This is a genomic window from Burkholderia arboris (assembly GCF_038723655.1).
Taxonomy (GTDB): domain Bacteria; phylum Pseudomonadota; class Gammaproteobacteria; order Burkholderiales; family Burkholderiaceae; genus Burkholderia; species Burkholderia arboris.
The window spans coordinates 1,359,846-1,372,195 of sequence record NZ_CP109821.1; the positions used below are offsets into that span (position 1 = coordinate 1,359,846).

General features: G+C 67.6%; 12 protein-coding genes. 7 read left to right on the forward strand and 5 right to left on the reverse strand.

What is annotated here, in order from left to right; all coding sequences use genetic code 11:
- Positions 1-4: 4 nt before the first annotated feature.
- Positions 5-1,222, reverse strand: coding sequence for a polyhydroxyalkanoate depolymerase (locus tag OHZ10_RS06445; protein WP_059235055.1), 1,218 nt, complete (start codon positions 1,220-1,222; stop codon positions 5-7).
- 141 nt (positions 1,223-1,363) lie between these two features.
- Here OHZ10_RS06445 and OHZ10_RS06450 point away from each other — a divergent pair, with 141 nt between their 5' ends.
- Together OHZ10_RS06450 and OHZ10_RS06455 are read left to right on the forward strand one after the other, a co-directional pair.
- Complete coding sequence (locus OHZ10_RS06450; RefSeq protein WP_059235052.1) at positions 1,364-1,993, forward strand: glutathione S-transferase family protein; 630 nt, start codon at positions 1,364-1,366, stop codon at positions 1,991-1,993.
- Positions 1,994-2,166: 173 nt separating this feature from the next.
- Positions 2,167-2,373: a hypothetical protein gene (locus tag OHZ10_RS06455; protein ID WP_059235050.1), complete on the forward strand. Its 207-nt coding sequence runs from the start codon at positions 2,167-2,169 to the stop codon at positions 2,371-2,373.
- Between the two features lie 110 nt (positions 2,374-2,483).
- Here the strand turns inward: OHZ10_RS06455 and proP are convergent, their stop codons facing one another.
- Entirely contained in the window at positions 2,484-3,974 is a 1,491-nt protein-coding gene (gene proP / locus OHZ10_RS06460; protein WP_059235048.1) for a glycine betaine/L-proline transporter ProP, read from the reverse strand.
- Between the two features lie 541 nt (positions 3,975-4,515).
- Here proP and OHZ10_RS06465 point away from each other — a divergent pair.
- Positions 4,516-4,848 (forward strand): YnfA family protein, encoded by a 333-nt coding sequence (locus tag OHZ10_RS06465; protein ID WP_059235046.1) that lies wholly within the window; start codon positions 4,516-4,518, stop codon positions 4,846-4,848.
- Positions 4,849-4,875: 27 nt separating this feature from the next.
- On the opposite strand, the gene dnaQ is transcribed toward OHZ10_RS06465, so the two are convergent.
- Genes dnaQ through OHZ10_RS06480 form a run of 3 tightly spaced genes read right to left on the reverse strand, consistent with a single transcriptional unit; the run spans position 4,876 to position 6,901 of the window.
- Positions 4,876-5,610, reverse strand: coding sequence for a DNA polymerase III subunit epsilon (gene dnaQ, locus OHZ10_RS06470; RefSeq protein WP_059235044.1), 735 nt, complete (start codon positions 5,608-5,610; stop codon positions 4,876-4,878).
- Positions 5,611-5,648: 38 nt separating this feature from the next.
- Positions 5,649-6,092, reverse strand: coding sequence for a ribonuclease HI (rnhA, locus tag OHZ10_RS06475; RefSeq protein WP_059235042.1), 444 nt, complete (start codon positions 6,090-6,092; stop codon positions 5,649-5,651).
- Complete coding sequence (locus tag OHZ10_RS06480; protein ID WP_059235039.1) at positions 6,089-6,901, reverse strand: class I SAM-dependent methyltransferase; 813 nt, start codon at positions 6,899-6,901, stop codon at positions 6,089-6,091. Before OHZ10_RS06480 ends, rnhA begins: the two co-directional genes overlap by 4 nt.
- A gap of 18 nt (positions 6,902-6,919) precedes the next feature.
- On the opposite strand from OHZ10_RS06480, the gene gloB reads away from it, so the two are divergent.
- The 4 genes from gloB to carA all read left to right on the forward strand — a co-directional run bounded on the left by gloB (position 6,920) and on the right by carA (position 12,314).
- A complete protein-coding gene (gene gloB / locus OHZ10_RS06485; RefSeq protein WP_256085778.1) occupies positions 6,920-7,726 on the forward strand; it encodes a hydroxyacylglutathione hydrolase in 807 nt (268 codons plus the stop codon).
- Between the two features lie 151 nt (positions 7,727-7,877).
- Complete coding sequence (locus OHZ10_RS06490; protein ID WP_342703983.1) at positions 7,878-9,437, forward strand: transglycosylase SLT domain-containing protein; 1,560 nt, start codon at positions 7,878-7,880, stop codon at positions 9,435-9,437.
- A 158-nt stretch (positions 9,438-9,595) separates the two neighbouring features.
- Positions 9,596-10,813 carry an MFS transporter gene (locus OHZ10_RS06495; protein ID WP_342703984.1) on the forward strand — a complete coding sequence of 406 codons (1,218 nt, stop codon included), beginning with the start codon at positions 9,596-9,598 and terminating at the stop codon, positions 10,811-10,813.
- A gap of 355 nt (positions 10,814-11,168) precedes the next feature.
- Positions 11,169-12,314: a glutamine-hydrolyzing carbamoyl-phosphate synthase small subunit gene (carA, locus tag OHZ10_RS06500; RefSeq protein WP_059235031.1), complete on the forward strand. Its 1,146-nt coding sequence runs from the start codon at positions 11,169-11,171 to the stop codon at positions 12,312-12,314.
- The last annotated feature ends 36 nt before the right edge of the window (positions 12,315-12,350 follow it).

Consider the following 12,350-nt stretch of genomic DNA (forward strand, 5'->3'; position numbering starts at 1 on the left):
GTCGTCACGTTCGCCGGATGCGGCGCGGGCGCGGCCGGCCGGCCTCGGCCAGCGCGAACACGCGCTGCAGCGCCGGATGGACGGTGCCGTGCCAGCGCGCCCCGATAAACAGCCCGTAGTGATCGCAATCGTCGACGTCGATACGGTGACGCTCGCCGGCCGACAGGCCGCTGCACAGGTCGAGCGCCGCGTGCGTCTGGCCGGCGCCCGTGACCGTGTCGCAGGCGCCTTCGACGGTCAGCAGCGCGACGCCGCGCAGCCTGGCCGGTTCGACGCGCCGGCCGCCCACGTCCCACGTGCCGGTCGCGAGACGCATGCGCTGGAACACGATGTCGACCGTATCGAGGAAATAGTCGGCCGGCATGTCGAGCAGCGCCGTGTATTCGAGCAGCGCACGCCGCGCGCCGGCGAGCCCGGTCAGGTCGAAGCGCGATGCGGCCAGCGCGTAGGCCTCGATCAGCGTCAGGAAGCGTTTCGGATACAGCAGCGCGATCTCGCCCTGCTGCAGATAGGTCGGAAACACGTGGCGGCCGTGCCCCGCGAAGCCGGGCGGCACGATGTCGATCAGATGACGCCGGCACCAGTCGAGCGAATGGCTGGCGGCGGCGGTGCCGAGCGCGCTCGGATTCAGGCGCGCATCGAGCGGGCCGCCGATCAGCGTGACGCTCGCGGGCGGCGCGAGGCCGCGCGCGGCACGCAGTGCGAGTGCGCCGAGCGCCGGTACGGTTGCCTGGCACACGGCGACGACGTGCAGCGGCCGGCCGTCGTGCTGGAGTGCGTCGACGAAGCCGTCGAGCATCGCGACATATTCGTCGAGCCCGAAACGGCCTGCCGCGAGCGGCACGTCGCGCGCATTGCGCCAGTCGGTCACGCAGACGTCGCCGTCGGCGAGCAGCGTCTCGGCGGTTTCCCGCATCATCACGGCCGCGTGCCCGGCGAGCGGCGCGCACAGCAGCACCGTGCGGCGCGCATCGGCGTGCGCGAAGCGCCGCAGGTCGCAAAACGGCGTATGCGCGACGATCCGCTCGCCGATGGCGGGCCAGTCGATGTCGAAGCACGGCGGGGCGGCCGGCGGCCCGAGCAGCGGTTCGAACAGGTCGTCGTAGCACGACGACGCGGCGTGCGGCAGCGAGGCCGCGGGCCACGCATCGAAGGCGTACCGTGTCGCCGCGCGCCAGGCGCGCATCCATTCCCGCTGCTGCTCGACGAGGGCATACCACATGGCGGACCTTGGGGCGGAAGGGGCGTGAACTTGCATTATGGTCACTGTGGCCGGGCAGCGGGAGCCGGATGAGGCCCTAGGCGGCACCGCGCGACGCTGCTACAGTCGTCGGTCCCATTCTCCTCAAGCGGAGCGTTTGCGATGAAGCTGATCGGCATGCTGGATTCCCCGTTCGTGCGCCGCGTCGCCATTTCGGCGAAGCTGCTCGACCTGCCGTTCGAACACGAGTCGATCTCGGTGTTTCGCCATTTCGAGCAGTTCAGGACGGTCAACCCGGTCGTCAAGGCGCCGACGCTCGTGACCGGCGACGGCGCGACGCTGATCGATTCGTCGCTGATCGTCGACTATCTCGATCACCTGGTGGCGCCGGAGCGGCGCCTGCTGCCGGACGCCGCCGAGGCGCGGCTGCGAGCGCTCGTGCCGGTCGGCTTCGCGCTGGCGGCCGCCGAGAAAACCGTGCAGGTCGTCTACGAGCAGGCGCTGCGCCCGTCCGACAAGCAGCACGCGCCCTGGATCGAACGCGTACTGAGCCAGCTGGAAGGCGCGTACGGCGCGCTGGAGCCGCTCGTCGCGGCCGCGGACGGCTGGTTCGGCGGCGCGCGGCTGCTGCAATCCGACGTGACGGTCGCGGTGGCCTGGCGTTTCACGCAGTTCATGGCGGCCGATTATCCGGTGCTTGCGCGGATCGATCCCGCCCGTTATCCGGCGCTCGCCGCACATTCGGCGCGGGCGGAAGCGCTGCCGGCATTCGTCGAAACGCCGCTCGTCTAGGCCCGGCAGTGCGGCGCCATGCCGCGCCACGCCGCGTTTCGTCGTCCGTCCGGCCTTGTCCGGCAGGCCGCTGCCGATTGTTCGCAGCGGCTGACAAGTGACTTCGCATTCGCGCTGTTTATCCGGAAGCGGCCGGTCCCTAAAATCCACTCCATCGAATCACGCCTTGCCAGATGGAGCCGATGATGAAAGCCTTGATCGAATCGAGCCTGTACCACCCGTCCGTCGTGTTGCCGCTTGCCGCGCTGACACAGCTGATGGTCGAGCGCGACTTCAATCTCGGCCAGGTCGGGTTGATCATGGCGACGCGCGGCGCCCAGGCGGCCGTGTCGCGTTCGCGCGCGCTGATCTTCTGCCGTCATTGCGAAGTGCGCGCGTGAAAGCGTTCGCGTCGAAAGGATAAAAAAATGCCCGGCCGGCGCAAGCCGGTCGGGCGGATCGGGTTCGATCGGGCCCCGGCTTCGGCCGGGGCTTTTTCATGGTGCGGCGCTCAGGCGCGTGCCGGCGTCGCGACGCCATACATCTCCGGCGCGTCGTCCTCTTCGCGCAGCTTGCGCGCAAGCTGGTGCGCCTCGCGGCGCGTCGCGACGGCGGGCGGCGAGCCCTTCAGCGGCTGGCGCGCGGTTTCGGCGAGCGCGACGACCGATACGATGCCGATCACGGCGGCGCCCATCATGTAGTACGCGGGCATCATCAGGTTGTGCGTCACGTCGACGAGCCACGCGGTCATCAGCGGCGTCGTGCCGCCGAACAGCGACACCGACACGTTGAAGCCGATCGCGAGCGCGCCGTAGCGGATCTCGGTCGGGAACAGCGCGGGTAGCGCCGACGGCATCACGCCGGTGAAGCACGACAGCAGCACGCCGAGGATCAGCAGGCCGCCGAACACCGACGCGGTGGTGCCTGCATGGATCAGCATCATCGCCGGCATCGACAGCACGAGCAGGCCGACGCAGCCGGCGAGCATCACGGGCTTGCGGCCGATCTTGTCCGACAGGCGGCCCGCGTACAGCGTCATCGGCATCATCAGCACCATCACGATCAGCACGAGCACGAGGCTGTGCGATTCGTCGAAGTGCAGCGTCGACGACATGAAGCTCGGCAGGTACGACAGCACCATGTAGTCGGTCACGTTGAAGATCAGCACGAGGCCGACGCACAGCAGCAGCGCACGCCAGTTGCGCATCAGCGTTTCGCGGAAGCGCGCTTTCGGCACGGCCTTGTCCTGGGCTTCACGTTCTTCGGCCTGGCGCTTGAACGCCGGCGTTTCCTCGAGCTTCATCCGGATGTAGAGGCCGATCAGGCCGAGCGGGCCCGCGATCAGGAACGGCACGCGCCAGCCCCACGACAGCAGCGCTTCCTGCGACAGCGACGCGGTGAGCAGCGCGACGACGCCGGCGCCCAGCACGTACCCGATCAGCGTGCCGAATTCGAGGAAGCTGCCCATGAAGCCACGGCGCTTGTCGGTCGAGAATTCGGCGATGAAGGTGGCCGCGCCGCCGTATTCGCCGCCGGTCGAGAAACCCTGCACGAGGCGGGCGACCAGCAGCAGCACGGGCGCCATGATGCCGATCGACGCGTAGCTGGGGATCAGGCCGATCGCGAAGGTGCCGACGGCCATCATGATCATCGTCGCGGCGAGCACGCGCTGGCGGCCGATACGGTCGCCGAGCGGGCCGAACACCATGCCGCCGAGCGGGCGCACGAGAAACGCGGCCGCGAACGTGCCGAAGGTCGCGAGCAACTGCGCGGACGGGCTGCTGGACGGGAAGAACACCTTGCCGAGCGTGACGGCGATGTAGCTGTAGACGCCGAAGTCGAACCATTCCATCGCATTGCCGATGGCCATCGCGCTGACGGCGCGCTTGAGCAGGCTCTGGTCGACGACGGTAATGTCGTCCGCGGCGAGCGGAGCTTCACCGGACGGCGAAGCGGAGGAAGAAGCAGCGGTCGGGCTGACGTGTGTTGCGGTCAAGGTCATGCACTCCTTTGACTGCGCCGGAACGGGCGGGCCGTCCGACACGGTTTGCCGGCGAGCGCGGTGTCGCGTGCTGCGCGTCGGGGCAAACCTTTAAGCACTTACTGCACAACGGGCGGTAAAGGGCCGTAAGGGGCTGCTTCGACGCGGGCCCGATGGGCCGTCGCGACAGTGCGCTCATGAAGAATGGGCCGCGTGATGCAGGCGGCAGATGCCGGTGCGGACGATGTGTCCGGCGTTCCGGCAACGCCCCGGAGGGGCAACGAAACGAGAAAAGCGGGCCTGTCGGGCGGGCTTTCCTGTGGATGCAATTTCGGTCGAAGCGCCGGCCCGCAACGTGCGGACGGACTTCTCTCGAAATCGAATAGACAGAGATTGAATGTTGAAACAGGCGACATGATAGCACGATGGCGGATGATCGTGCAAATTGCCGGGAAACGCCCGTCTGGCGGGGCGTTCGGCGCGGCCTGCTCGGGTATGATCGGCGGCGCGCGGCGGGGCCGTGCGGCCCCCGGGAGCAGGGGGCGAATTCGCGAGAAACCGGATGACCGAACTGATGAAGATCGCGGCGCTGTTCGCCGCCACCGCGCTGGCCGAAATCGTCGGCTGCTACCTGCCGTGGCTCGTGCTGAAGGGCGGCCGCCCGGTCTGGCTGCTGGTGCCGGCCGCACTGTCGCTCGCGCTGTTCGCGTGGCTGCTGACGCTGCACCCGAGTGCGGCGGGGCGCACCTATGCCGCGTACGGCGGCGTGTATATCGCGGTGGCGCTGGTCTGGCTGCGGGTGGTCGACGGCGTCGCGCTGACCCGCTGGGACGTGGCCGGCGCGGTGCTCGCGCTCGGCGGGATGGCCGTCATCGCGCTGCAGCCGCGCGCGTAAGCGCGGCCGCAGTGCGTGCGGCGGGCGTCAGGCCGATTCGGCGGCGCCCGCGTCGGCGGACTGGCGCCACACGCAGGTGCCCTTGACCGACTTGTCGAGCTCGTCGAGCTGCGCTTGGTGCGCGGCGAGCTCGTCGTCGCTCGCGGCCACCACGGCCAGGTCGAGCGCGGCGAGCGATACGCGCTGCCCGCTCGCGGCGCCGCCGCCCGCGCCCGCGTCGTCGAGCATGTCGATCACGAGGCTTTCCTGGCCGCGCGTCATCGCGAGATACACCTCGGCGAGCAGCTCCGAGTCGAGCAGTGCGCCGTGCAGCGTCCGGTGCGCATTGCTGATGCCGAAGCGGTCGCACAGCGCGTCGAGCGAGTTGCGCTTGCCGGGGAACATCTGCTTGGCCTGCACGAGCGTGTCGATTACGCCGCCGCACTGTTCGGTGAACGGCGGCAGGTTGAGCCGCGCGAATTCGGCATCGAGGAAGCCAAGGTCGAACGGTGCGTTGTGGATGATCAGCTCGGCGTCCTTCACGAAGTCGCGGATCTGGTCGGCGACTTCCGCGAATTTCGGCTTGTCGCTGAGGAATTCGGTCGTGAGGCCGTGCACGGCCAGTGCCCCCGGATCGCTGTCGCGCTCGGGGTTCACGTAAAAGTGCAGGTTGTTGCCGGTGAGCTGCCGGTTCAGCAGCTCGACGCAGCCGATTTCGATGAGGCGGTCGCCGGTGCGGGCGTTCAGGCCGGTAGTTTCGGTATCGAGAATGATCTGGCGCATGTCGGGGAAAACGAAGAAAACAGGGGAACGGCCGGCGTTCAGGCCGTGAGCGATTCGACGCCGCGATTCGCGAGCGCGTCCGCGCGCTCGTTTTCGGGATGGCCCGCGTGACCCTTGACCCAGCGCCACTCGACCTCGTGCTGCGCGACAAGCGCGTCGAGCCGCTTCCACAGGTCGGAATTCTTCACGGGCGTTTTCGCCGCGGTGACCCAGCCTTTCTTCTTCCAGCCGTGGATCCACTCGCTGATGCCTTTCTGCACGTATTGCGAGTCGGTATGCACGACCACCTGGCACGGCCGCTTCAGCGCTTCGAGCGCAGCGATCACGCCCATCAGCTCCATGCGGTTGTTGGTCGTGTTCGGCTCGCCGCCGAACAGTTCCTTCTCCTGGTTGCCGTAGCGCATCAGTGCGCCCCAGCCGCCGGGGCCGGGGTTGCCCTTGCAGGCGCCGTCGGTATAGATGTCGATGGTATCGGTAGTCATGAATGTTCTTGATGGGTAGTCGGGGAGGCCGCCGGCGTCAGGCCCGGTGCGAGCACGGGCTTCTTCATCTTGATCTGGCCGACGAGACGCATGCCGCGCACGCGCTTGACGGCCGTCACCATGTAGACGGCGCCGAAGATCGGCCACCAGCGGTCGCCGGCGGCCTCCATGAAGCCGTAGCGGCCCAGCCACTTGTCGGTGACGAGCGGCGGCCGGTAACAGCCGAAGCGGCCGCGTTCGAGGTCGAAGCCGAGCAGCTTGATCCAGTCCTTGAGCCGGATGAACGCGATCTGGTCGCGCGTGGCCGGCACGAACGGGCGGTTCGCCATGCGCCCGAACGATTGCCGCATGCCCCACAGGCTGAGCGAGTTGAAGCCGGTGATCACGAGCTGGCCTTCCGGCATCAGCACGCGCTCGGCCTCGCGCAGCAGGCGGTGCGGATCGGACGTGAATTCGAGCGTGTGCGGCATCACGATCAGGTCGACGCTCTGCGACTCGAACGGCAGGTCGAGCAGGTCGCACCAGGTCGTGCTGCGATCGGCGGGTGCGTGCTCCGCCGCGTGCGCCTCGCGCGCCCACGGAAACTGGTAGGGCGCGCTCGCGCCGCTCGCCGGATCGAGCACGAGGCCGCGATACGGCATGCGGTTCTCGCGCAGCGCGTCGAGTTGCGGCAGGCCGAGCTGCAGCGCATGAAACCCGAAGACGTCGGACACGATCCGGTCGAGCTGCGCCTGCTCCCAGTCCAGCACGTAGCGGCCGGGAGGCGAGTCGGTCCAGGCGGGCCAGTCTATAATTTGACGATCAGACATAACGATGATTGCGCGCCCATGAACGAGCTGGAATACGTGCCGGTTCCGGCATTCGATGACAACTATATCTGGCTCGTCTCGGACGGCCGCGATGCGATCGCCGTCGATCCGGGTGAAGCCGCGCCTGTACGCCGGGTTCTTGCCGAACGTGGCTGGCGGTTGACCGCTATTTTACTCACGCACCACCACGCCGACCACGTCGGCGGTGTCGAGGCGCTGCGCGATAGCCAACCGGACAATGCTCCGCTGACCGTTTACGGCCCTGCGGCCGAAGCGATCGGTGTGGTCACGCGGCCGCTTGCGGGCGGCGATCGCGTGACGCTCGACGCACCGACCGTCGAATTCGACGTGCTCGACGTACCGGGTCACACGCGCGGCCACATCGCCTATTTCCAGGCGGCCGGGCAGCACAACGCGGCGCCGCACGTGTTCTGCGGCGACACGCTGTTCTCGTGCGGCTGCGGCCGCCTGTTCGAGGGCACGCCCGCCCAGATGCTCGCTTCGCTCGACGCGCTCGCGGCACTGCCGGGCGACACGCGCGTGCATTGTGCACACGAATACACGCTGTCCAATATCCGCTTCGCGCTCGCGTGCGAGCCGGGCAATGCGGCGCTTGCCGCGTGGCGCGACGAAGCGCAGGCGCTGCGCGCGCGCGGCGTGCCGACGCTGCCCACTACGATTGCACACGAGCGTGCCGTTAACCCGTTCATGCGGGCGGACAGCGCGGCCATTCATGCCACGCTCGAGGCCGAGCTGCACGAAACAGTGCCGGATCGTCTGGCGGCATTCACGCTGATGCGCGAGTGGAAAAACCGGTTCCGATGATGATTTCCGGAGGACTCCAAAGCTCAAGCGGTGTCTGTAAAAATTGCTCCAAATGTAGGATTTCGCTGAGTTTTCGGTGTTTTTATTGACGTGAAGCACGCACTTCCGTAGTATCGCCTGCAATTTCCAGCCGTCGGAAGCCGAGATTTTCATGCGACTTATATTGAGTGCGATGGTGGTCCTGCTACTCGCCGCTTGTGCGAGCCAGGCCCCTGTCGCCAACAACGCCGCCGATTCGCAGGCGACGTCCAACTACCTCCGTAAATCAGCCACCGCCAAAGAAACTGTCGACGTCGACAAGCAATCGGTCGGCGATCTGACCAGTGCCGACTCCGATCTGTGGGGGCGCATCCGCCGCGGCTTCCAGATGCCCGACCTGCAGAGCGACCTCGTCGACATGCAGACGACCTGGTACACGCAGCGGCCCGATTACGTGCAGCGCATGACCGAGCGCTCGCAGAAGTACCTGTATCACATCGTCGAGGAGCTCGAGGCGCGTCACATGCCGACCGAGCTCGCGCTGCTGCCGTTCATCGAGTCCGCGTACAACCCGCAGGCGCTGTCGGTCGCGAAGGCGGCCGGCATGTGGCAGTTCATGCCCGGCACGGGCCGCACGTACAACCTGAAGCGCAACATGTGGCAGGACGAGCGCCGCGACGTGCTCGCGTCGACGAGCGCCGCACTCGACTACCTGTCGCGCCTGCATGACATGTTCGGCGACTGGTATCTGGCGCTGGCCGCGTACAACTGGGGCGAGGGCAACGTGCAGCGCGCGATTGCGCGCAACCAGGCGGCCGGCCTGCCGACCGACTACCAGAGCCTGCGGATGCCGAACGAGACGCGCAACTACGTGCCGAAGCTGCAGGCGGTGAAGAACATCATCGCCAGTCCGCAGCAGTACGGGCTGGCGCTGCCGGATATCCCGAACCACCCGTACTTCGTGACGGTGACGACGTCGCGCGACATCGACGTGGCGGTGGCCGCGAAGCTCGCGAACCTGTCGCTCGACGAGTTCCGCTCGCTGAACCCGTCGTTCTCGAAGCCCGTGATCCTCGGTGCGACCGATCCGCAGATCCTGCTGCCGTTCGACAACGCGTCCGCGTTCGAGAAGGGCCTGAAGGCCTACAACGGCCAGCTGTCGACGTGGACCACCTATACGGTCAGCGAACGTGCGCGCCCGGCCGCGATTGCCGAAAAGATCGGCGTCGACGCCGATACGCTGATGTCGGTCAACAAGATTCCGGCGGGCATGCGCCTGAAGCCGGGCTCGACGATCGTTGTGCCGCGCGGCGATGACGACGACGAGGACATCAGCGCAGACGTCGCCGAAAACGGCGCGCTCGCGATGGAGCCCGACGTACCCGATACGCGCAAGATGCTGATCCGCGTGCGCCGCAAGCAGTCGATGGCGGCGATCGCCGGCCGCTATGGCGTGTCGGTCGGTCAGCTGAAGGCGTGGAACCGCACGCACCGCGATCTCGCGATGCCGGGTCAGGCGCTCGTGCTGCACGTGCCGGTCGGCCGTTCGGTGCCGGCGGAACCCGGTCCGGAGCGGATCGCGACGTCGGCCGGCGGTGCGCACATCGAGCGCGCAAGCCTGGCAGTGGGCGGCAGGTCGCACGGCGCGAAGCGCGGTGCTGCAAAGCCGGCCGCCAAGTCGGCGAAGGCAGCGCCGGCCAAGGCTGCTACCCACAAGGGCAAGAAGAAGTAACGCGGCGGCCACGCGCAGCGGCCGGCCGGTCCGGTTCCCGCAATTGCGCTATCATCCGACGAATTGCGACGAAACGCCGTCACCGAGGTGACGGCGTTTTCGTTTGTGCGCGGCGCGGGGGCGCCGCGTCGCGCGTCTTCATATAACAAGGGGAAGTGATGTCGTCGGTGCAGGTGAGGGTGCTCGCGCTGTTTTCGGTCGGGTATTTCGTGTCGTATGTGTTCCGCGGCGTCAATCTGGGCTTCGCGCCGTTCGTCACGCACGAGCTCGGGCTGTCGGCTGCCGATCTCGGCCTGCTGACCAGCCTCTATTTCCTCGGCTTCGCGGGTGCGCAGATTCCGGCCGGCGTGATGCTCGACCACTTCGGCCCGCGCCGCGTGACGGCCGGCATGCTGCTGTTCGCGGCGGCCGGCGCGGCGGTGTTCGGCGCCGCGCACAGTCTCGGCACGATGATGGTCGGCCGGCTGCTGATCGGTGTCGGCGTGTCGGTGTGCCTCGGCGCGGCGTTCAAGGCGCTCGCGCAGCATTTCCCGGTCGGCCGGCTGCCGCTCGTCAACGGTCTCGTGATGGCCGTCGGCGGCCTCGGCGGCGTGATGGTCGGCTCGCCGCTGACCTGGCTGCTCGGCTGGACGAGCTGGCGCGCGATCTGTTTCGGTCTCGCGGTGCTGACGGTGGTCGTCGCGGCGTCGATCGGCCTGGCTGCGCCCGAGGCGCCCCGGGTACGCCACCAGGGCAGCCTCGTCAGCCAGTTCAAGGGCACGTGGCACATCCTGAGCAGCCGCGCGTTCTGGAGGATTTCGTCGTTCTCCATCGTCACGCAGGGCGTGTTCTATGCGATGCAGTCGCTGTGGGTCGGGCCGTATCTGCGCGATGTCGCCGGGTTCGATGCGCCGCACGCCGCGCGCCTCGTGTCGGTGCTCGGCTTCGCGATGATGGCCGGCTGCGTCGGCTTCGGCGCGGCGGCGCGCGTGCTCGAGCGGCGCGGCGTGTCGGTCTATGCATTCTGCGGCGTCGGGATGGCGCTGTTCGTCGCGACGCAGGTCGCGATCGTCGCGCGCGTGCCGCTGCCGCCGGCCGTGCTGTGGGCGGCATACGGGATGTTCGGCGGGGTTGGCATCCTGACCTATGCGGTGATGGCCGGGCACTTTCCCGCTCACCTGATCGGCCGCGCGAACACGACGCTCACGCTCGTGATCTTCCTGCTGATTTTCGCGTTCCAGATCGGTGTCGGCGCGGTGCTGTCGCACTGGCCGGCGGTCGACGGCCGCTATCCGGCCGTCGCGCACTTCACCGCATGGGGCGTGCTGCTCGCGCTGCAGCTCGCGAGCGCGGTCTGGTACGTGTGGCCTGCGCGCGGCACTGGCCAAGCGCACTGATCCGGCGGTACGCTGACGGGTAGGGCGGCCGCGGAAACGGGGCCGCAGCGCGTTGCGCCGCTCGGCGCGTGCATGATCGGACGGCCATATCGATTGAAGATAAGGCCATTTTCAGGCTATAATTTGAAAGTTTGTGCTGATCAACCTCGCACCCTAGCGCCTACCTCATTCATCCCGTTCATCCGCCGCACGCCGCCTGCCGGGCGATGCCGCGAAGCCTCGTGCGCCACGCGCCGGGTTCGCGACTCGACAGCGCAGGCCGCGTCCAGCAAGCGACCACGCGCGCCCACGCAGCGCGGCGCTCGCGCGGCAGGGTAAACAGGTCGGCAGCAGGGTGTTCCCCAAGGAGCCTCCCGTGTTGCCGTCTTTTTCTCCCGCCTTGCTTGCACTCGCCGACGGCACGGTCTTTCGTGGTTATTCGATCGGGGCCGAAGGCCACACGATCGGCGAAGTCGTGTTCAATACCGCGATCACCGGCTATCAGGAAATCCTGACTGATCCGAGCTACTCGCGCCAGATCGTCACGCTCACCTACCCGCATATCGGTAACGTCGGCGTCAATGCCGAAGACGTCGAAGCCACGAAAGTCCATGCCGCCGGCCTGATCATCCGTGATCTGCCCACGCTCGCATCGAACTTCCGCATGGACCGCACGCTCGGCGATTACCTGCGCGACGAAGGCATCGTCGCGATCGCCGGCATCGACACCCGCAAGCTGACCCGCATCCTGCGCGACAAGGGCGCGCAGAGCGGCTGCATCCTGGCGGGCTCCGATGACGAAGCGAAGGCGATCGAGCTCGCGCGCTCGTTCCCGGGCCTCGCGGGCATGGATCTCGCGAAGGTCGTGTCGACCGCCAAGCCGTTCGAATGGAAGCAGACGGAATGGCGCCTCGAAGGCGGCTACGGCATGCAGGAAGCGCCGAAGTACCGCGTCGTCGCGTACGATTTCGGCGTCAAGTACAACATCCTGCGCATGCTCGCGGAGCGCGGCTGCCACGTGACGGTGCTGCCGGCACAGGCCAGCGCGGAAGATGCGCTGGCGCTGAATCCGGACGGCATCTTCCTGTCGAACGGCCCCGGCGATCCGGAGCCGTGCGATTACGCGATCGCGGCCACGAAGCAGTTCATCGAACGCGGCGTGCCGACCTTCGGCATCTGCCTCGGCCACCAGATCATGGGCCTCGCGGTCGGCGCGAAGACGCTGAAGATGAAGACGGGCCACCACGGCGCGAACCATCCGGTGAAGGATCTCGGCGACGGTCGCGTGGTGATCACGTCGCAGAACCACGGCTTCGCGGTCGACGCCGATTCGCTGCCGGCCAACGCGCGCGTGACGCACGTGTCGCTGTTCGACGGCACGCTGCAGGGCTTCGAGCTGACCGACAAGCCGGCCTTCTGCTTCCAGGGCCACCCGGAAGCGTCGCCCGGCCCGCACGACATCGGCTATCTGTTCGACCGTTTCACCGCGCTGATGGACGCGGCGAAGCAGCGCAACGCTTAAGTCACTGACGCAACCGAAGGACGGGAGATTCGCATC

Excerpts from the sequence above, each read along its gene's own strand:
- OHZ10_RS06445 (WP_059235055.1), bottom strand. The coding sequence starts at position 1,222 with ATGTGGTATGCCCTCGTCGAGCAGCAGCGGGAATGGATGCGCGCCTGG.
- OHZ10_RS06450 (WP_059235052.1), top strand. The coding sequence starts at position 1,364 with ATGAAGCTGATCGGCATGCTGGATTCCCCGTTCGTGCGCCGCGTCGCC.
- OHZ10_RS06455 (WP_059235050.1), top strand. The coding sequence starts at position 2,167 with ATGGAGCCGATGATGAAAGCCTTGATCGAATCGAGCCTGTACCACCCG.
- proP (WP_059235048.1), bottom strand. The coding sequence starts at position 3,974 with ATGACCTTGACCGCAACACACGTCAGCCCGACCGCTGCTTCTTCCTCC.
- OHZ10_RS06465 (WP_059235046.1), top strand. The coding sequence starts at position 4,516 with ATGACCGAACTGATGAAGATCGCGGCGCTGTTCGCCGCCACCGCGCTG.
- dnaQ (WP_059235044.1), bottom strand. The coding sequence starts at position 5,610 with ATGCGCCAGATCATTCTCGATACCGAAACTACCGGCCTGAACGCCCGC.
- rnhA (WP_059235042.1), bottom strand. The coding sequence starts at position 6,092 with ATGACTACCGATACCATCGACATCTATACCGACGGCGCCTGCAAGGGC.
- OHZ10_RS06480 (WP_059235039.1), bottom strand. The coding sequence starts at position 6,901 with ATGTCTGATCGTCAAATTATAGACTGGCCCGCCTGGACCGACTCGCCT.
- gloB (WP_256085778.1), top strand. The coding sequence starts at position 6,920 with ATGAACGAGCTGGAATACGTGCCGGTTCCGGCATTCGATGACAACTAT.
- OHZ10_RS06490 (WP_342703983.1), top strand. The coding sequence starts at position 7,878 with ATGCGACTTATATTGAGTGCGATGGTGGTCCTGCTACTCGCCGCTTGT.
- OHZ10_RS06495 (WP_342703984.1), top strand. The coding sequence starts at position 9,596 with ATGTCGTCGGTGCAGGTGAGGGTGCTCGCGCTGTTTTCGGTCGGGTAT.